Source organism: Kribbella shirazensis (assembly GCF_011761605.1).
GTDB lineage: Bacteria > Actinomycetota > Actinomycetes > Propionibacteriales > Kribbellaceae > Kribbella > Kribbella shirazensis.
Genome location: NZ_JAASRO010000001.1, coordinates 6,495,768 through 6,514,728, shown reverse-complemented (window position 1 = coordinate 6,514,728; position 18,961 = coordinate 6,495,768). Strand labels below are relative to the sequence as shown.

Below are 18,961 nucleotides of genomic sequence, written 5' to 3'. Positions count from 1 at the left end.
TGTGGACCGTACCGGTTGGGTCGCGTGCGGGGTCCACGGAATTGTCGCCGCGGCAGGTTACCCTTACCGCGGTTTGACTAAACAGGGGAGATCTGGGGAATGGTGAGCAGTTCGGTGAGGAAGCACGGCCTTGCCGTGGCGGGGATCTGTGTTCTGCTGCTGGCCGGCACGGCCTGCAGCGACACGGAGGCCGGCGGGGGCGGTGGCGGTCAGGCGACCACACCCAGCGCCTCCACATCGCAGAGCGGGTCGCCGAGCGCCTCCAGTACCCCGGACGGATCGACCACCCCGTCGGCGACCCCCACGGCCGCCAGCATCGCGGTCGTGCCCGCCAAGGGCGCGTCGTCGGTCCAGCCGAACAAGCCGGTCACGGTAACCACCACCGGCGGCAAGCTGACCGCGGTCACGCTGAAGGACGACGACGGCGACAAGATCAGCGGCAGCTTCAACGCCGACAAGACCCAGTGGACCTCACTGCCGCAGCTCAAGCCCGGCGCGACGTACACGGTGTCCGGCTCCGCGGAGGGCACCGACGGCGCCAGCGTGCCGATCAGCTCGACGTTCAAGACGCTGAAGGCGTCCAAGAGCCTGAAGGCCTCGGTCGTCCCGCTGAACGGTGAGACCGTCGGCGTCGCGCTGCCGGTCCAGATCTTCTGGAACAACCCGGTCAAGGACCGCGCGGCCGTCGAGAAGCGGCTCTCGGTGAAGACCTCGGTCCCGGTCGACGGCAGTTGGCACTGGGTGAACAGCAAGCAGGTCAACTACCGCCCGAAGAACTACTGGCCGGCCGGCACCAAGGTGACGGTGAACATCGCCACCCAGGGCGTGAATGCGGGCAACAACACCTGGGGTACCGCCAGCCGGACGATCGAGTTCAGCATCGGCAAGTCGGTGGTCACCAACATCAACGTGAAGAAGCACCTGATGACGGTGACGATCAACGGCAAGGTCGCCAAGAGCATCCCGATCACGGCCGGCAAGGACGGGTTCACCACCCGCAGCGGCGTGAAGGTGATCATGGAGAAGTACCCGGTGAAGCGGATGGACGCGGCGACCGTCGGCCTGAAGCCGGGCGACCCGGAGTACTACAACATCCCGGACGTGAAGTGGGCCCAGCGCGTCACCAGCTCCGGCGAGTTCATCCACGGCGCCCCGTGGTCGTCCGGCAGCCAGGGCAGCGAGAACGTCAGCCACGGCTGCGTCGGCATGAGCCTCAAGGACGCCCAGTGGTACTACAACCAGACACTCCGCGGCGACCCGGTCATCGTCACCGGCACCACCCGCCTCATGGAACCCGGCAACGGCTGGACCGACTGGAACACCACCTGGGCCAAGTACAAGTCCGGCTCCGCCCTGGCCTGAGTGTCTGTGAGGGCGGACCCTACCTGCTCGGACCGCCCTCATTTCTTGGCGCCGAAGGCGGCCAACTGCGTCCAGTCCTCGAGCGCAGCGGTCAGCATCTTCTTGACCGTGGTCTTCGCCTGTTCCAGGGCGAGGTCGATAAAACACTGACAACGGCGAAGGTCCTCGGAGTTCAGGAGGCAGAGCAGGATACCGGTCAGCTGCACGCCACGAGCCGCCGCAACGGCCTTTGCATCGAATGGCAGCGGGATGCGCTCGATCAGCTCCCGAGCGAACCGCTTCGCTAGCCCGCTCAGCCCGAACAGCCCAAGCACGCCACCACCGAGCCATCCCAAGAGCTCGTGCGACTTGTCCTTCGCGGCAAGGATGAACTTCGCCACCTCCGCGAGCGACTTGCAGTGGCGCCGACGCCGGGAGCGAGCAAGCTTCCGCAGGGTCGCCGACGATGCGTACTCGGCTGCGCGGTCGGTGACTGCCTCTTGCCAGCTGCTCGTCACGACCTCAGCACACAGTTCGACGGCGCTGTCGACTCGCCTTCGTTGTGCGGCGGACAGGCTGCGGTAGGAACGATCGGGTGCTCGGCTGGAGCTCTTCTCGGCGGGTCGACGTCGCTGTGGCGCTGATCGTTTGCGTGCGGCACTCTTGCGGCCGGCGGACCGGGTCCTCGCGGTGGCAGAAGGCTGTCGCCTGGAGGTTCGCGGGCTGGGGGCGCGCATGCGCTTATGGCGCCAGCAGCGCATGCCCTCCTGCGTGACCGGATTCTTGCAGAGCCGGCCGTTCTCCATGACCCACCTGCACTTTGCCACCTGTCAATCGTCGACTAGTGGCGGTCTGGACCGCATCGGTCGCGGTGTGTCGCGTCAGTTCGAGGAGTACTGCGGTGAGTTCTTCGGAGTGAAGGTTTGGCAGAGAGCGGTGGGTTGCCTCGGGGATGTGTACGACGGTGGCACCGGCGACTCCGCGGCGCCCCGTGGTCGTCCGGCAGCCATGGCAGCGAGAACGTCAGCCACGGCTGCGTCGCATGAGCCTCAAGGACGCCCAGTGGTATTACAACCAGACGCTCCGCGGCGCCCCGGTCATCGTCGCCGGCGGAACCCGCCACATGGAGCCGGGTATTGGCTGGACCGACTAGAACACCACCTGGGCCAAGGACAAGGTCGGCTCCGCCCTCGCCTGATACACGAAGTACCGCCCCAACGCTCATCCGGAGGGTGCGCTGGCTAGTGCGAAGGCTGCGGCTTGCTGGAGGGTTGCCTCGTCGGCCTTCCATCGAGATTGGCGAGTGCTGGGCACGACTGGATCGCCGGCGACCAGACTGGTCAGCAGTCCGGCCGGTGAGGCCGCAGCGGGCGTGGCTGTGCCGTCGGCGTGTGCTGGCGCGGTTGCCACGTCAGCGGGCGTGACTGTGCCGTCGGCGTGTGCTGATGCTGTTGGCGTGTCCGCGGTGGGCGTGAGTGTGCCGTGCGCGTGTGCTGGAGCTATTGGCATGTCCGCGCCGGGTTGTGTGGTGGTGTCGGGCGGGGAGTCGGGGGTGTGGTCGGTTCGCCGTCGGGGGCTGCGGTGTGCGGGTGGTGGCTCTGCCCAGGTTGGGCGGGCGACGTGGACGGTGCCGTCGACGATGGTGACAGTCCATTGGCCGCGGTGCAGGTCGACGTGGTGGCGCCGGCACAAGAGCACGAGGTTGGAGACCTTGGTTTCGCCGCCGTCGATCCAGGACTGCAGATGATGTGCGTCGCACATGATCGGAGGCGCGCCGCAGATCACACAGCCGCGGTCGCGGGCGTTGAGCGCGCGACGCATCGCGCGGGTCACCAGGCGTTCGCTGCGGCCGACGTCGAGGGGCTCGGAGTTCGTGCCGAGGACGAGCGGGATGATCCTGGCGTCGCAGGCCAGTCGCCGGACTGTGGCGGCGGACAGTCCGTCGCCGTACACCAGCTGCCCGCTCGCGTTCGCGGTCGCCGCCTTCAGGTCCTGGAAGTCGATGGTCACCGTCACCTGCGCCTTGGCCCCGAACCCCGGCACCACCTCCGCAGACGATGCTCCACCCGCTCCCACAGCCGCACCGGCTCCGGCTACTCCTGCTCCGGCTGCGTTTGCACTGCGTCCTCCGGCGGCTCCGGCGCCACCTACGCCTGCAGCGTCTGGTCCGGCTGCGCCTGCAACACCTGCGCCTGCAACACCTGCGCCTGCAACACCTGCGCCTGCAACACCTGCGCCTGCAACACCTGCGCCTGCAACACCTGCGCCTGCAACACCTGCGCCTGCAACACCTGCGCCTGAAACACCTGCGCCTGCACCGCCTGCACCGCCTGCGCCTGCACCGCCTACGCCTGCACCGGCTGGTTCGGCGGGTGTGGGCTTGGGTGGTGTGGGGGCTGGTGTTGCAGGGGGTGTGGTGTCGGCGGCTGCGGCGGCGATGCCGAGGATGTTGGTCAGGGCGTCGGCTTGGCGCTTTTCGCGGGAGCGGGGGTCGTGCTCGCCGTCGATCGTCTTGTGGGGGCGGGCGCCGGCGTGGATCAGGGCGCGGAGGAGCTCGGCGTTCTCGTTGGCGAGGTAGCCGCGGAACTTCACTCCGCGGTCAGCGGCGGCGAGGGTGAGCGATTCGCGCGCGTACGCCTTGTGTTCCTCTGGCTCGGGGCCGTCGGTGTCGAGGATGTCCCGCATCCGGTTACCGGCCTGACGCAATTCGCCGGGGGACAGGTGCCCGGCGAGCTTCACGAGTTGCTGCTCAGCGGCGTCGCGATCGGCGATCGGCACGTGTGACGGCACCCGGTCCAGCGCGGACACGATCGCCTCCGCCTGCGCCGGCCGCAGCAACCATGCGTCATCGACGTCCTCGGCGTCATCGGCGTCCTCGGGCGCCGGGGTGGAGGCGGTGTCGTCGAGAGCGGCGGACACGGCTGGGTACTTCGTCAGCGCCTGGGCAAGCCGTAGCCTCCGCCGCGCGACCGGTGCGTCCAAGCGGTACCGGACACGCATCAGCTCCGCGGTGTCCCGGGCTCCGAGCTCAGCGGCGTACCCGGTGGACTCGATCGCGGCGACAACCTTCAGCCGGTACGACTCCCGGCGGGCGGCCTCAACCTCCAGTGAGTCGAGAGTGGACAGCAGTTCGCTGCCACTCATCGACCACACCGGCCGCTCGTCCAGGAGTTCCATGCACCGACGGTAGCCGCCCGCGCCCTCGGTTTCCGAGCCGAAATCCCCTTATTTTGTGGGCAATCCGTGGGCCCACGCCAGCAACCACCCAGCAACCACACCGGCCGCCGCGGGCGGTGCTTGTTCAGGGCTGGGCGTCTTCGGCGGCGTACGAGAGGACCCGCTCGGTGTTCAGCACGATCCAGATGTCGACCCACGTCCAGACCTGGGACCAGTTCTGGTCGACGGCCGTGCGTACGTCGTCGGGCAGGTCGTCGGCCGCGACCAGTTCGGCGGGGCCCTCGGCGATGACGGCGATGTGGGTCTCGTCGTCGTTCTCGGCGACGACCATGGTCAGCCAGGGGTTGGTGCGCAGGTTGCGGGCGCGCACGGATCCGGCCACCGCCGGCAGCCAGAACGCACTGCCGTTGCGGACGTACATCGACATCGACGCATGCGGCCGCCCGTCCGGCCGGGTGGTACCGACCACCGCGTACTCGCGCCGGCCGAGGTAGCTGGTCAGCTGCTCGGGCGTCAGCCGACGCTCCGGCGGGTAGGTCTTCGCCGTCGCCGCCGTGGCGCGTTCGAAGGTCCGGTCCTGCAGTTCTGACAGCACCTCGGTCATGGTCGCTCCTGATGTCGTGAGTCCGGTGGTTCTCTCACGCTAGAGGTGGGGTCAGGCGCGCGCTTCTCGATTCCTGACGGTCAGTCGCCGAGGTACGCCGCCAGCGCCGGAACGACTCGTCTGCGTGCAGGGGCGGGTGGGAGTGGTGAGGGCTAGTTCGAGCACCTGGGGATCGAGCGGGAGGCCCTGCGTCTTCCCGGCGTCGTCGGTGTACGGCTGGTGTTGGGACTGCGGACCGGGTCGATGATCAGGTCGATCGCGTAGACGAGGTACGGCGGTGCGATCGTGAACCACACGGGCGAGGCGGCGACGTGACCAGGCGGCAGTACTACCGGTGGTCCGTCCGCCGGACCGCACGTGTTGGCGTACGTGGTGCCGAACTCGTCGGTGAGCACGAGTTGCTCGACCGGTACGTCCCAGGGGCGAGCAACGCCGTACGTCCACCTGCTGCGTGAGGTCGCCTGGGCCTTGAGCTGTCGATGGGGGAGTTCGCACGTACGACGGGACTGCACGGGACCGACGTACTGGCGCTGGTGCGGCTCCTGGAGGTCGAACGCGCTGGAGTCGAGGCCGCCCAGGTGGCTCGCTCAACGGTTCGGAGTGAGCTCTCAGGGCACGACGGCCGTCATCCACCGCCTGGAGGTCGCCGGGCGCCCCGAACGCGTCAGAAGCCGCACAGACGCCCGCAGCACTCATCTCCAGGTCTCCGACAGCGCGGGTGCCCTCGGCTGGCGAGCTGCCGTGCGGACTGCCTCACTGTGGTCGCGGACGTGCTCGGATAAAGCGAAAGAGCCCCGGCGAGTGCCGGGGCTCTTTCGTGTTCGGTACGACGTTACGAGCGGTCGCTGGTGACCTCTCGGTAGGTCTCCGTCTCCTCCGTCAGCTCGTGGATCTCATCGGCGTCGTGCGCGTGTTCGTGCGCCGCCTCGAGCTCCTGGGCCGTCGGCTTCTGGACGGCGTCGGCGTAGTAGAAGCGGGACAGTGCGGCGCGGGCCTTGTACAGGGCGCGACGCGGGGCGCGGACACCGTTGAGGTCGGTCTCCGGGCCGAGCTCGTGCGGCAGGACCCGGTCCCGCGCGGTGAGCGAGTAGGCCTCGTACGTCGAGATCGGCTGGTGCTTCTCGGTGTACTTGCCGTCTGGCGACCGCATGATGACGCCGGTCTCGAGGCCGTGCAGCAGCCGCTCCTGGTCGGCACGCTGCAGTGAGATGGCCCAGCGCCGCGCGATCCAGAAGCCCAGGATCGGGCCGAGAATCACGGCGAACCGCAGGAACCAGGTCACGCTGTTCAGCGAGAGACCGAAGTGGGTGGCGATCAGGTCGTTTCCACCGCCGATCCACAGCATCGCGTAGAAGACGATGAAGGCGACGCCGATACCGGTCCGGGTCGGCACGTCGCGCGGCCGGTCGAGCAGGTGGTGCTCGCGCTTGTCACCGGTGATCCAGCCTTCGATGAACGGGTAGAGCGCGACCAGCGTGACGAATGCCGGTGGAACGATCAGTGCCGGGATGATCAGGTTCCAGCTGAGCGTGATACCCCAGAAACTCGATTCCAAGCCGGGGAATATTCGTACCGAGCCTTCCAGCCAGCCCATGTACCAGTCCGGCTGCGATCCCGCGGTCACCTCGGCCGGGTTGTACGGCCCGTACAGCCAGACCGGGTTGATCTGCAGCAGCGCGCCCATCAGTGCGGTGATGCCGAAGACCACGAAGAAGAAGCCGCCGGCCTTGGCCGTGTACACCGGGAACAGCGGGTAGCCGACCACGTTCTTCTGCGTCCGGCCGGGACCGGCGTACTGCGTGTGCTTGTGGTACACGACCAGGAACAGGTGGACCGTGACCAGCGCCAGGATGATTCCGGGTATCAGCAGCACGTGGACGATGAAGAACCGGGAGACGAAGTCGTCGCCGGGGAACTCGCCGCCGAAGATGAAGAAGTTCATGTACGTGCCGACGACCGGTGACGCCTGGATCATGCCGTTGGTGATCCGTAGACCGGTACCGGACAGCAGGTCGTCGGGGAGGCCGTAGCCGATGAAGCCCTCGATGATGCCGAGGAACAGCATGGTGAAGCCGATCACCCAGTTCAGCTCACGCGGCTTGCGGAACGCGCCGGTGAAGAACATCCGCAGCAGGTGCACCATCATCGCGGCGATGAACAGCACCGCCGCCCAGTGGTGGATCTGCCGCATCAGCAGACCGCCGCGGACGTCGAAGCTGATGTCCAGCGTGGAGGCGTACGCCTCCGACATGTGCAGACCCTTGAGCAGGCTGTACGACCCCTGGTACTCGATCTCGGCCATCGAGGGCTTGAACCAGAACGTCAGGAAGGTGCCGGTCAGGATCAGGATGATGAAGCTGTAGAGCGCGATCTCGCCCAGCATGAAGGACCAGTGGTCCGGGAAGACCTTCCGCAGGTTCTTCTTGCCGATCTTCGCGATGCCGAGGCGATCGTCGATCCACTTGACCGGTCCAGGGAACTCTGTGTTTGTCGACACTGTTGTCACCCTCGTTCGAAGAAGCTCGGGCCGACCGGCTCGGTGAAGCCGCTCTGCGCAACCAGGTAGCCCTCACTGTCCACTGCCAACGGTAGCTGAGGCAGCGGCCGGGCCGCAGGGCCGAAGACGACCTTGGCGCTGTCGGCGAGGTCGAAGGTCGACTGGTGGCACGGGCAGAGCACGTGGTGGGTGGTCTGCTCGTACAGCGAGATCGGGCAGCCGACGTGGGTGCAGATCTTCGAGTAGCACAGGATGCCGTCGATGCCCCAGTTCTCCCGGCCGGGCTTGGTGCGGATCTCGCTGGGCTTGATCCGGACCACGATCACCGCGGCCTTCGCCTTGGCGTTCTGGTACTCCGCCGCGCTCTCCTCCTGCAGCTCGGCCAGGTTGGCCGGCTGCGCGTTGACCAGCTGACCGACGACCAGGTCGGACGGCTTGATCGGGCGGTCGGTGACGTCGTTGACGACCCGGATGCCCTTCGCCCAGATCGTGTTGTACAGCGCCCGGCCCGGCAGCGGGCCGAGGTCGCGGAGCAGCACGATGGCCGGCAGGCCGAGCGCCCCGAGCGCGCCGATCAGCGAGTTGCGGATCATCTTGCGCCGGGTGAAGCCCGACTCCGCGGTGCCCTGCTTGAACGACTCGCTGATCTCGGCGATCTGCTCCGGCGAGGAGTGTGCGGGGTGCCGGTCCTCGGCGATCTCCTCGTCGACCATCAGCTTCTTGGCCCACTGGATCGCGCCCGCCCCGATCAGGAACAGCGCGAGCCCGATGCACAGGCCGATGGTCATGTTGTTCGCGTTGCCGGTCAGCGGGCCGAACTCGATGATCGAGTCCCGCGGAATGGCGAAGTACGCCACGCAGGAGCCGAGCACGAGCAGCGTCGCCAGACCGAACATCCCCGACACCTGGCGCTCGACGCGGTCGGCGGCCTTCGGGTCGATGTCGGTGATCCGCGGCTCGTGCGGCTCGATACCCGGGTCCGGGATCGGCTCCGCCACCTCGACGTCGCCGTGGTGCTCCTCCGGCTTCGCCGGCAGGTTCTTCTCGCTCACTTGGCCTTCGCTCCCTTGGCCTTGACGCCCTTGGCGCCGATCCAGACCGCTACGCCCACCAGCAGGCCGATTCCGACGAACCAGCCCCACAGACCCTCGGAGACCGGGCCGAGCCGGCCGAGGCCGAAGCCGCCCGGGTCCTTCTGGTTCTCCAGCGCCTTCAGGTACGCGATGATGTCGCGCTTGTCCTCCGGCAGCATGACCTGGTCGGAGAAGACCGGCATCTGCTGCGGGCCGGTCAGCATGGCCTCGTAGATGTGCTTCTCGTCGACGCCCATCAGCGAAGGCGCGTACTTGCCGTTCGGCAGCGCGCCGCCGCTGCCGGCGAAGTTGTGGCACGCCGTGCAGTTGGTGCGGAACAGCTCGCCGCCGCGGGTGACCTGCTCGTCGGTGGCCTTGCTCACGTCGTACGACTCCGAGGCCGGGACCGCGGGGCCGGGGGCGAGCGAGGCGACGTACGCGGCCAGGGCCTCGATCTCCGCCTCCGAGTACACCGGGGCCTTGCGCGGGACCTGCGCACCGGGCTGCATGGCCGGCATCCGGCCGGTGCCGACCTGGAAGTCGACCGCGGCGGCGCCGACGCCGATCAGTGACGGGCCGGCCATCTGGCCCTCGCCGTTGCCGCCGCCCTCGGCGTTCAGGCCGTGGCAGCTGGAGCAGCCGACCGCGAAGAGCTTCTTGCCCTCCTCGATCTGCTGCGACTGGGCCGAGTTGTCGGCCACGGCGTTGTCAGGGGCGAAGGCGGCGTACGCCGAGCCCACTGCCAGGAGGCCGAACAGGAGCACGACGAGGCCGGCGGACCGGTGCCGTCGTCGCGCGGAGAGAAAGCGCGCCGGTGACAAGGGATGTCTCTTCTCACTCATTTGAGCAGGTAGATGGTCGCGAACAGGGCGATCCAGACCACGTCGACGAAGTGCCAGTAGTACGACACGACGATCGCCGAGACGGCCTGTTCGTGGGTGAACTTACGAGCCATGTACGTCCTGGCCAGGACGTACACGAAGGCGATGAGGCCGCCGGTCACGTGCAGACCGTGGAACCCGGTGGCCAGGTAGAACACCGAGCCGTACGCGTCCGAGGAGATCGAGACGCCCTCGTGCATCAGCTCGGCGTACTCGGTCACCTGGCCGGCGATGAACACCGCGCCCATGAGGTACGTGAGGATGAACCACTCACGCATGCCCCAGGCCCGGATGTTCAGCAGCGAACCGGAGCGCCCGACCTTGCCGTGCTCGGCGGCGAAGACGCCGGCCTGGCAGGTGAACGACGACGCCACCAGGATGAACGTGTTCACCGAGGCGAACGGGACGTTCAGGTGCTCCGTCATGACCTGCCACAGCGTCTCCGTCCCCGGAGCCGCGGCGGCGGTCGTCACCGACCGGATCGTGAAGTACGCCGCGAACAGGGCGGCGAAGAACATCAGTTCGCTCGAGAGCCAGACGATCGTGCCGACACTGACCATGCTGGGACGGTCGTGGTGTCCGTGTTCACGGGACGCTGGGAGCGCGGTTGCAGTGGCCACGCGGTCATTATGTCGGTCCGCGCGTTCAGCGCTACGACCACCCCCGTGCATGTCGCCGACGGGCTGTTCCTACTGTGGAAGCGTGCTTCCCCTTCACGCCACACCGGGCGACCGGATCGAGCCGCTCACGCCGCTCCGATTGCTGACGGGCTGGACCTTCGAACCGGTGTTACTCGGCGTGATCGTCCTGATCGGCGCGCTCTATCTGTACGGCGTCCACAGGCTGCGCAAACGCGGCGACAAGTGGTCCCGCGGCCGGACGTTCGCGTTCGTGGGCGTCGGGCTGGGCAGCGCGGTGATCGCCACCCAGTCGGCGATCGGCGCCTACGACACGGTGCTGATCAGCGTGCACATGGTCCAGCACATGATCCTGTCGATGCTGACACCGCTCGCGCTGGCGCTCGGCGCGCCGGTCACGCTGGCGCTGCGGACGCTGCCGCAACGGCCGCGGAAGTGGTTGCTCTCCGTGTTGCACTCGCGGTTCGCGAAGCTGATCTGCTTCCCGCTGATCGGCTTCACGCTCTTCGTCGTCAGCCCCTGGGTGCTGTATTTCTCCGGCTGGTACGACGCGACGCTCCGGTCGGCCGTGCTCCACGACCTGCTGCACCTGCACTTCGTCCTCGTCGGCTCGCTGTTCTTCTGGCCGCTGCTGGGACTGGACCCGGTGCCCGGCCGGGTGATCTACCCGTTCCGGATGCTGATGACGTTCCTCACGTTGCCGTTCCACGCGTTCCTCGGCATCACGATCATGTCGGCGGACAAGCTGATCGCCGAGGACTGGTACACCAGCTTCGGCCGGGCCTGGTCGCCGTCGCCGGTGCGCGACCAGTACATCGCGGGCGGTCTGCTGTGGGGCTCGGGCGACATCGTCGGGCTGGTGTTCTTCGCCGTACTGTTCGTCCAGTGGGTGCGCGAGTCGCAGCGCGAGGCGCGCCGCGAGGACCGGCGCCTGGACCGGTTGGAGGAACAGGCTCGCCGGGCTGAACAGGCACCCCGGTAGCATTCCGGTGTCCAGTCTTCTTTAGAACACAGCTTGGGATGGATCGATGAGTTCAGAGCGTCCGCTGAAGGTCCTGGTCTACAGCGACGACCGTACGACGCGGGAGTCCGTCCGGCTGGCCCTCGGCAAGCGGCCCGCGGCCGATCTGCCCGAGCTCGAGTACGTCGAGTGCGCGACCGAGCCGGCCGTGATCAAGACCATGGACAAGGGCGGGATCGACCTGGCCATCCTGGACGGCGAGGCCGTTCCGGCCGGCGGCATGGGGATCGCCCGGCAGCTGAAGGACGAGATCTTCCAGTGCCCGCCGGTGCTCGTCATCACCGGCCGCCCGCAGGACGCCTGGCTGGCGACCTGGTCCCGGGCCGAGGGCGCGGTCTCGCACCCGATCGACCCGATCAAGCTGGCCGAGGTCACCGCGGACCTGCTCCGGCAGCGCGTGGCCGGCCTGCCCGCGACCACCGCCTGACGCACGATGACCGTGACGACGTGGCCGCAGGTCCTCAATCCGCTGTTGCGGCGTGAGGACCTGGAGGCGTCCGCCACCGCGTGGGCGATGGAGCAGATCCTGTCCGGAGCGGCGTCGCCGGCACAGCTCGCCGGCTTCGTGATCGCGCTGCGGTCCAAGGGTGAGACGGTGACCGAGGTCGAGGGCCTGGTCGCGACCATGCGCGACTTCGCCACCAGGATCTCGGTGCCCGGCCGGACGCTGGACGTCGTCGGTACCGGTGGTGACCAAGCCCACACGGTGAACATCAGCACGATGTCCGCGATCGTCGCCGCGGGCGCCGGCGCGAAGGTGCTGAAGCACGGCAACCGCGCGGCGTCGTCGGCCTGCGGTGCCGCGGACGTCCTCGAGGAGCTGGGCATTCCGCTCGACCTGACCGCGGACCAGGTGGCCGAGGTGGGGGAGCGGGCCGGGATCACGTTCTGCTTCGCCCCGGCGTTCCATCCGGCGCTGCGGCATGCCGCCGTACCGCGCCGTGAGCTCGGCGTGCCGACGACGTTCAACTTCCTCGGACCGCTCGCGAACCCGGGGAACCCGTCGGCGCAGGCGGTCGGCGTCGGCGACGGCCGGATCGCCGGGCTGATGGCCGGGGTGCTCGCGCGGCGCGGGATCGACGCGCTGGTGTTCCACGGCGATGACGGACTCGACGAGCTGACCACGCGGACGACGTCGCAGGTGTGGATCGTCGGCGGTGGCCAGGTCGAGGGGCCGGTCACGCTGGACCCGCGGGAGCTCGGCATCGAGCCGGTGTCCGCGGATGCGTTGAAGGGCGCGGACGCGACGTACAACGCCAAGGTGGTGCGAGCGCTCGTCGACGGCGAGCCGGGGGCGGTGCGGGACGTCGTACTGCTGAACGCCGGCGCGGCGCTGGCGGCGTACACGCCGGAAGCCGGCAGCGTGACCGAGCGGATCCGGACCGGGATGGACCGGGCCGCCGAGGCGATCGACTCCGGTGCCGCGAAGGACACGCTGGAGCGGTGGATCGCTGCCTGCGCCGAGGTGCGTGGCTGATCCTGCTGATTTGTGGTGAAAGGCCGGCGAGGGTGTCCTCGCCGGCCTTTTCCGCTACTTCTTGACCTTGATCTGGGTGACCTTGTAGCGCCAGACGTTCTGCCAGGCCGGGGTGGAGCCGGCCAGGTCGGCGATCGACACGGCCGCGGTACCGTCGCCGCGGTCGACGACCGCGATCATGAACGTGGAGAACGTCTCCTTCAGCTTCGGTTCCTTCACGGCCACCTTCGCGACGATCTCGTGCCCCGGGTGACCGTCGACCGTGATCACCTTGTGGGTGGTGCCCTTCAGGATGTTCGGGTTCTGGTACAGCCTGCCGATCGCGCGGGAACCGATCTGGATCGCGGCCTGCTTACGGCCGGCCGGGGTGTTCTGGAACGGGATCTCCGGCGGGAGCTGCCCGAAGGCGACATAGTTGCCCCAGGTGCCACCCTTGCCGTCGTAGTTCTTGTGCACGGTCAGCCAGACCGCCGCGCCGCCCCACAGCCCGGTGCGCTCGTAGGTGTTGCCCCAGGCCGAACTCATCACCGGCATCGAGTCATTGTTCGAAGCAACGATCTCGGTACCGAGCACCTTGCCGAACGGCGTCGGCGTCTTGGAGGGTTTCACCGACGGACTCACCGTCTCCAACGGCTTCCCGCCCGTCGGCAGGGCCACCGGGGTCACGGCGTCCGCCTTGCTCCAGACCCAGCCGACACTCAGCCCGGTAGCCGCCAGCGCAACCAGCACCAACACCGCAGCCCCAACTGCCCGGGCCCGCCCGCCACTCCCCGAGACCCCGCTCCCGCCACCGGACGACCCACCACCGGAGTACCCAGCCGAATGCCCACCCCGCCCAGCGGAGTGCCCACCCTGCCCAGCGGAGTGCGCGGCCGCCCCAGCCGAATGCCCAGGCTGCCCGGCCGAATACCCGCCCTGTCCAGCGAACTGCCCGCCCTGTCCAGCGAAATGCCCAGCCTGTCCGGTCTGCCCAGCGCCGCCCTGCCCGGCTGAGTGCCCGGCCTGACCACCGAACTGCCCGCGCTGCCCAGCCTGCTCACCTGCGCCTGGCCCGCCCTGCGGCGCACCGTGCTGACCAGCGTGAGATCCACCAAGCTGACCTGAGGGCTGACCGCCCTGCGTCCCACGATGCTGACCCGCCTGCGGTGCACCAGGCTGAGGTCCCGTCGCCTGCGTCTGCCAGCCCACCTGCCGCTGCCCCGGCTGCTGAGGCGCCGCCTGCGCAACACCCCACATCTGCCCCGAAGCCGACCCCACCTGCGGCGCACCGTGAGCCGGCCCGGCCTGACCTTGCCCAGCCTGGTTCTGCCCAGTCTGAGCCTGAGCCTGAGCCTGCCCGGCCTGAGCTTGTCCAGCGTGAGGCTGCCCGGCGCGAGGTTGTCCCGGCTGGGCTTGCCCACCCAGCGGCTGTCCGGAGCCTGCTGGTCCGTTTCCTGGCTGTCCGAGGCCCGGCTGTCCGAAAGCCGATTGCCCGCCACCTGGCTGCTGCGCCTGCCCAGACTGGCCTTGTGCGGCCTGTCCTGCCTGGCCCTGCTGGCCCGGCTGCGACTGCCGACCGCCGTACTGCGGACCAGCAGGCGGAGCCGCATGCTGCGGCCGCGGCTGCTGTCCGTCTGACCGCTGTGCACCCGGCTGCGAACCCGGCTGCTGCGAGCCTGGCTGCTGTGTGCCTGGCTGCTGTGCGCCTGGCTGGTGCGAGCCCGGCTGCTGTGCGCCCCGGGCGCTCGCCTCCTGCGCACCCTGCTCTTGTGCGCTCGACTGGAGTGCACCGTGCCCCTGGGCAGCCGACTGGAGTGAACCCTGCTGCGGTGTGCCCGGCTGGTGAGCGCCCGGCTGCGGACCGGCCTGCAGGGGTCCCGACGGCTGCGTGCCGGGCTGCAATTGCTCGCCGGCGTGTGGCTGTCGGGGTTGGCTGGTCCAGTGCGGTTGCTGGGGCGGGGCCGCGTGTTGTGGGCGGACCTGTGCTGGCGGAGGCGGCGCCGGAGCAGGTGACTGCCCGAACAACGCATCCGACGAGGAACCAGCCTGATCCGGGTTCACCGGCTGATTGGGGCCCCGCGCGGGCCACGGATCAGGAGCAGGCGGAACCTGCGGCGTACCCGCCAGCGGATCTCCCGCAGCCGGACGTGCCGAGCCACCCGGCGGACCAGGTTCGCGGGGTGCCTGCGGCGTACCGGCGAGGGGATCTGTTGCCGGGCGTGCTGAACCACCGGGAAGACCTGGTTCGGGCGGTGCTTGCGGTGTACCGGCCAGTGGGTCTGCCGCTGGGCGGGCTGAACTGCCCGGCGGGCCCCAGTTGTCCGGCGTGGCGGGGTGTTCCGGGGTACCCGGTGTCCCGCCGGCGGGCGGGGGTGGGGTGTGTCCGGAGGGAGGGGTCTGGTTCTCGTTCTCAGCCAACTTGAATTCCCTTGAAGGCCTCGGCCGCGGCCGTTTTCAGGTCTGGGCGGTCGTTCGGGATGCCGCTGACGTACGCGACGGCTGTTCCGTCGCCGAGGTCGAAGACGGCGACGGTCAGGGTCAGCACTCGGTTCGGAACGGCGGCCGACTTCGCGGTCACGGTCTGCTGGTAGAACCAGCCGGGCCTCTCGGTCCGCTTCACCGCGCCGTTCGCGATCGTCTTGTACGTGACCGGAATGTCGCCGTACATCGTGCGCTGCAACTGGGTCGACAGCGTCGCCGCCGTCGCCTTCGGGTCGCCGTTGAACCCGGAGCCGGTGCCGAGCCCGCCGACGAAGATGTCCGCGCTCCAGTCGTCGCGGGTGCCCGCGGCGTCGCGCTGCAGCAGGATCCGCTGGCCGCCCGCGTTACGCACCTCCGGGACGAACAGCTTGTGATCCGACCACGGCGGGTTCCGGCGTGGGAACGAGATCGCGTCCGACGAGATCCGCCCGATGCCCTCGTGCAGCTTCGGGTTCTTCGACTGGCCGGGTTTGGTGCTGGACTGGTTCGTCGGCGTGGGGGAGGCGCTCTGCGTCGTCGTACCGTTCGGGTCGGGGGTGGCCGTCTTGTCGCCGTCGCTGGTGATCAGGACGATCGCGGTCACGATCAGCAGTACCAGGCCGACGCCGCCGCCGACGACCAACGGCAGCTTCCCGCCGAACGGACCGCCGCCACCGGAACTCTTGGACTTCTTCTTCTTGCCCTGGTCGCGCTTACCGACGCCGGAGCTGAGGTCGGTCTGGCCGCCCCAGGCCTGGTTGCCGTCGTCACCCCAGGCACGCGGAGCCGTCTGCTGAGCGCCTTGCTGAGCACCCCAGGGCTGAGCTGTCGGTTGGGCGGTCGGGTGAGCGGGCTGCTGGGGGTCGCCCCAGCCGTTGCCGCTCTGCTGAGGGCCGCTCTGCTGAGGGCCGGCCTCCTGTACTGGCCAGGTCTGGCCGCCCCACGGTTGGTTGCTGCTCTGCTGGGTGTCCGCAGTCGCTTGCTGCCCCCACAGGCCGGATTCCTGTACGCCGTGCTGGTCAGCGACACCCCAGCCGTTGTCAGCCGGTGGTGCCTCGCTGCCCGCCGCACTCTGCTGCGAACCCCACGGCTGCCCGGCCTGCTGCCCGCCGGACTGGTCCTGGTTGCCGGGCTGCTGTCCGTTCCAGCTCTGGTTCTGGTCGCCGGTGCTGGGCTGCTGGTCGCCCCAGAGTTGGATCGGCTGCTCCTGCGGCGGGTCCGCTGCCTCGGGCACTGTCCAGAGCGGGCCGGCCCTCTCCTGTGTCTGCAGGTCCTCGTCGTCCTGGCCCTCGACACCCCATGCCGGAACGTCACTCGACTGCTGGTCCTGCTCGTCGCCGGCCTGGCTGCCCCAGTCAGGCTGCAGTTGCGCACCAGCCTCGGCGTCCTCGGCCGCCAACTGGTCCGCTTGCTCGTCGGCCGCTTGCACTGCCTTCAGCTCAGCAGCATTCGCAGCAGCCGCGTCCGCTGCCTGCGCTGCGTCGGCTGTCTGCGTCGCGGTGGTGGTTGGCGAGGAGGGGGCCTCGGCTGGGTCGTCGGTCGGGTCTGGTGCGAGCCTGAGAGTCCAGCCGCTGGGCTCGTCCTCCTGTTGGGCGTTTGCTGCTGCTTCTGCCTCGAGATCCGCAGCGACTTCGCGCTGGGTCCAGTGCTCTGGCGGTGCGGGGGCCAGCTCCGGGGCGCCCCAGGTCGCGCGGGCGCGTTCGGCGGGGCTTGGGCCTTGGTCGGCTGGGGCCGGAGTCTGTACGTCGGGTTGCGCGACGCTGATCGGCTGGGTTGCCTCTTGTGCCTGCTCGTCGGGGGAGACGGCGCGCAGGTGTGGTCCGCCGTTCGCGGCCAGGTCGTTGCCGGGCTGGGCGTCCCAGAGCTGCGGGGTCGCCGCCGGCTGCCACCAACCGCCCGCGTCGCCCTGGTCGGATCGAGCAGGCTCACCGCCTCCGGCGGGCTGAATCGAGCGCAGCCCCAGACCAGACGCCCCCGTCTCACCCACAGGCTGCGCAGAACCCTGCCGCCCCACCTGCAACTGATCAGACTCAGCCGGGTGAGCGGACTGCGAACCCACAGCCCGGGACTGCACGGCGGACGACTGCACCGGACCGGATTGCACCGGACCGGGTTGCGCCGGGCCGGGTTGTGCGGGACCGGACTGTGCGGGACCGGGTTGGGTCGGGCCTGCGTGGGTTGTCGGGGATTGCTGGGCGGGTTCGGCCTGGTCGTAGGACGTGAACTGGTCTGCTGACCAGGGCTGCTGGTCTGCTGTCCACGCCTGGTGCTGCGCGGGCTCGTGTGCGCCCGTTGTCGCCTGCTCGTGCGCGCTGGGCTGCTGCGCCGGCCAGGGCTCCTGCTGGGCGGGCCACGGTTGTTGCTGGGTCTGCTCGAGGTCGGGTGAAGGACCAGTCTGCTGTCCCGGCCATGGCTGGACCTGGGTCTGCTCGGCGTTGGGGTCGGGCTGGTCGTACGACGTGAACTCCGTGGGTGACCACGGTTGCTGGTCGGCCGTCCACGCCTGTTGTGGTGTGGAATCGGTCGGCTGCTGCGCGGGCCAGGACTGTTCCTGCCCCGACCACGGCTGGACCTGGGTCTGCTCGGAGTTCGGGTCGGGCTGGTCGTACGACGTGAACTCGATAGGCGACCACGGCTGTTGGTCTGCCGACCAGGCAGGTTGTTGTGCCGGGCCGGTGTCAGGCTGCTGCGCCGGCCAGGCCCGCTGTTGGCCCGACTGCGGTTGCTGCTCCGCTGACCACGACTGCTGCTCGGTTGACTGCGGCTGGGCCTGGGGCTGCTCGGTGTCGGAGCCGGGTTGGTCGTACGACGTGAACTCGGTAGGTGACCACGGCTGTTGGTCCGCCGACCAGGCAGGTTGTTGCTCCGGGGCGCTGTTGGGCTGCTGCGCCGGCCAGAACTGCTGTTGGCCGGACTGCGGTTGCTGCTCGGCTGACCACGGCTGGGCCTGGGGCTGCTCGGCTGACCATGGCTGCTGGTCGGCTGGCTGTGGCTGGGTCTGGGGCTGGTCGGTGTCGGGGCCGGGTTGGTCGTACGACGTGAAGTCGGTAGGTGACCACGGCTGCTGGTCCGCCGACCAGGCCGGCTGTTGTGCCGGGGCAGCGTCAGGTGTGGTGGGCTGCTGCGGCTGCCAGGCCTGCTGTTGGCCGGACTGCGGTTGCTGCTCCGCTGACCATGGCTGCTGGTCGGCTGGCTGGGGCTGGTCGGTGTCGGGGCCGGGTTGGTCGTATGACGTGAAGTCGGTGGGTGACCACGGTTGTTGGTCCGCCGTCCAGGCGGGTTGTTGCGCTGCGGCGGTGTCGGGCTGCTGCGCCGGCCAGGCCTGCTGTTGGCCGGACTGCGGTTGCTGCTCCGCTGACCACGACTGCTGCTCGGCTGACCGCGGCTGCTGGTCTGCTGACCACGGCTGGGCCTGGGGCTGCTCGGCTGACCATGGCTGCTGGTCGGCTGGTTGCGGCTGCGGCTGCGGCTGCTCGGCCGGTCGCGGGTGGGTGGGGGCAGCGGTCGGCGGGGTGGCTGGGCGCGCGGCGGTGTCGGGGTCGGCGGCGGGTGACGTGTCGGCGGGGGTCGTGGGCCGGCTTGGCTCGGCGGCCTGGGGGTGGTCGGCAGGCCGGCTGGGCTGGGCGGGGTCGCTCGGGTCAGCTGGGTGGCTGGGGTCGGCGGTTTCGGCCGCGAGTTCGGCGGCCTGGTCCTCGTGTGCCGTCTTGTTGGTCCACTTCTCGCCGTTCCAGAAGCGGATCATGTTGGGCTGGCCGGTGGGGTCGGGGTACCAGCCGACGGGTGGGTTGCTCATCCGCGTCCTCGCCGGACCGT

At 69.2% G+C, this 18,961-nt stretch carries 16 protein-coding genes and 2 pseudogenes; 5 read left to right on the top strand and 13 right to left on the bottom strand.

Going from position 1 to position 18,961, the window contains the following annotated elements:
- Positions 1-114: 114 nt before the first annotated feature.
- The gene (locus tag BJY22_RS31340) at positions 115-1,362 is read left to right on the top strand and encodes a L,D-transpeptidase (protein WP_337759574.1); all 1,248 of its coding nucleotides are present in this window, start codon (positions 115-117) and stop codon (positions 1,360-1,362) included.
- A gap of 38 nt (positions 1,363-1,400) precedes the next feature.
- On the opposite strand, the gene BJY22_RS31335 is transcribed toward BJY22_RS31340, so the two are convergent.
- From BJY22_RS31335 to ctaE, 11 genes and pseudogenes are all read right to left on the bottom strand, one after another.
- A complete protein-coding gene (locus BJY22_RS31335) occupies positions 1,401-1,859 on the bottom strand; it encodes a hypothetical protein (RefSeq protein ID WP_167213963.1) in 459 nt (152 codons plus the stop codon).
- A gap of 703 nt (positions 1,860-2,562) precedes the next feature.
- Positions 2,563-3,162 carry an HNH endonuclease gene (locus tag BJY22_RS43135; RefSeq protein WP_337759839.1) on the bottom strand — a complete coding sequence of 200 codons (600 nt, stop codon included), beginning with the start codon at positions 3,160-3,162 and terminating at the stop codon, positions 2,563-2,565.
- Positions 3,148-3,453 (bottom strand): annotated as a pseudogene (locus BJY22_RS43130) (DUF222 domain-containing protein); the annotation flags it as partial. The gene BJY22_RS43135 and the pseudogene BJY22_RS43130, both read right to left, overlap by 15 nt.
- A 35-nt stretch (positions 3,454-3,488) precedes the next feature.
- A complete protein-coding gene (locus tag BJY22_RS43125; protein WP_337759845.1) occupies positions 3,489-3,683 on the bottom strand; it encodes a hypothetical protein in 195 nt (64 codons plus the stop codon).
- Positions 3,684-3,873: 190 nt separating this feature from the next.
- Positions 3,874-4,341 (bottom strand): annotated as a pseudogene (locus BJY22_RS43335) (DUF222 domain-containing protein); the annotation flags it as partial.
- A 301-nt stretch (positions 4,342-4,642) separates the two neighbouring features.
- On the bottom strand, positions 4,643-5,122 hold the full coding sequence (locus BJY22_RS31325; protein WP_167213960.1) for a pyridoxamine 5'-phosphate oxidase family protein: 480 nt from the start codon (positions 5,120-5,122) through the stop codon (positions 4,643-4,645).
- A 152-nt stretch (positions 5,123-5,274) separates the two neighbouring features.
- Positions 5,275-5,634 (bottom strand): hypothetical protein, encoded by a 360-nt coding sequence (locus BJY22_RS31320; RefSeq protein WP_167213957.1) that lies wholly within the window; start codon positions 5,632-5,634, stop codon positions 5,275-5,277.
- A 320-nt stretch (positions 5,635-5,954) separates the two neighbouring features.
- Positions 5,955-7,619 carry a cytochrome bc1 complex cytochrome b subunit gene (qcrB, locus tag BJY22_RS31315; RefSeq protein ID WP_420371423.1) on the bottom strand — a complete coding sequence of 555 codons (1,665 nt, stop codon included), beginning with the start codon at positions 7,617-7,619 and terminating at the stop codon, positions 5,955-5,957.
- A 5-nt stretch (positions 7,620-7,624) separates the two neighbouring features.
- Entirely contained in the window at positions 7,625-8,617 is a 993-nt protein-coding gene (gene qcrA, locus BJY22_RS31310) for a cytochrome bc1 complex Rieske iron-sulfur subunit (protein ID WP_420371437.1), read from the bottom strand.
- A gap of 50 nt (positions 8,618-8,667) precedes the next feature.
- Positions 8,668-9,534 (bottom strand): cytochrome bc1 complex diheme cytochrome c subunit, encoded by an 867-nt coding sequence (gene qcrC / locus BJY22_RS31305; protein ID WP_167213948.1) that lies wholly within the window; start codon positions 9,532-9,534, stop codon positions 8,668-8,670.
- Positions 9,531-10,244, bottom strand: coding sequence for an aa3-type cytochrome oxidase subunit III (gene ctaE, locus BJY22_RS31300; RefSeq protein ID WP_202891342.1), 714 nt, complete (start codon positions 10,242-10,244; stop codon positions 9,531-9,533). Before ctaE ends, qcrC begins: the two co-directional genes overlap by 4 nt.
- 31 nt (positions 10,245-10,275) lie before the next feature.
- On the opposite strand from ctaE, the gene BJY22_RS31295 reads away from it, so the two are divergent.
- From BJY22_RS31295 to trpD, 3 genes are read left to right on the top strand one after another with little or no spacing between them, the layout of a single operon-like run.
- A complete protein-coding gene (locus tag BJY22_RS31295; RefSeq protein WP_167213943.1) occupies positions 10,276-11,193 on the top strand; it encodes a cytochrome c oxidase assembly protein in 918 nt (305 codons plus the stop codon).
- 46 nt (positions 11,194-11,239) lie between these two features.
- On the top strand, positions 11,240-11,659 hold the full coding sequence (locus BJY22_RS31290) for an Rv3143 family two-component system response regulator (RefSeq protein WP_167213940.1): 420 nt from the start codon (positions 11,240-11,242) through the stop codon (positions 11,657-11,659).
- Positions 11,660-11,665: 6 nt separating this feature from the next.
- Positions 11,666-12,709, top strand: a complete 1,044-nt coding sequence (trpD, locus tag BJY22_RS31285; RefSeq protein ID WP_167213937.1) for an anthranilate phosphoribosyltransferase — start codon at positions 11,666-11,668, stop codon at positions 12,707-12,709.
- A 54-nt stretch (positions 12,710-12,763) separates the two neighbouring features.
- Here the strand turns inward: trpD and BJY22_RS31280 are convergent, their stop codons facing one another.
- Positions 12,764-13,444 (bottom strand): hypothetical protein, encoded by a 681-nt coding sequence (locus BJY22_RS31280; protein WP_167213936.1) that lies wholly within the window; start codon positions 13,442-13,444, stop codon positions 12,764-12,766.
- 621 nt (positions 13,445-14,065) lie between these two features.
- Between BJY22_RS31280 and BJY22_RS31275 the strand changes: the two genes are divergently transcribed.
- A complete protein-coding gene (locus BJY22_RS31275; RefSeq protein WP_167213933.1) occupies positions 14,066-14,326 on the top strand; it encodes a hypothetical protein in 261 nt (86 codons plus the stop codon).
- A gap of 772 nt (positions 14,327-15,098) precedes the next feature.
- Here the strand turns inward: BJY22_RS31275 and BJY22_RS31270 are convergent.
- Positions 15,099-18,941, bottom strand: coding sequence for a hypothetical protein (locus BJY22_RS31270; RefSeq protein WP_167213930.1), 3,843 nt, complete (start codon positions 18,939-18,941; stop codon positions 15,099-15,101).
- Between the last annotated feature and the right edge of the window lie 20 nt (positions 18,942-18,961).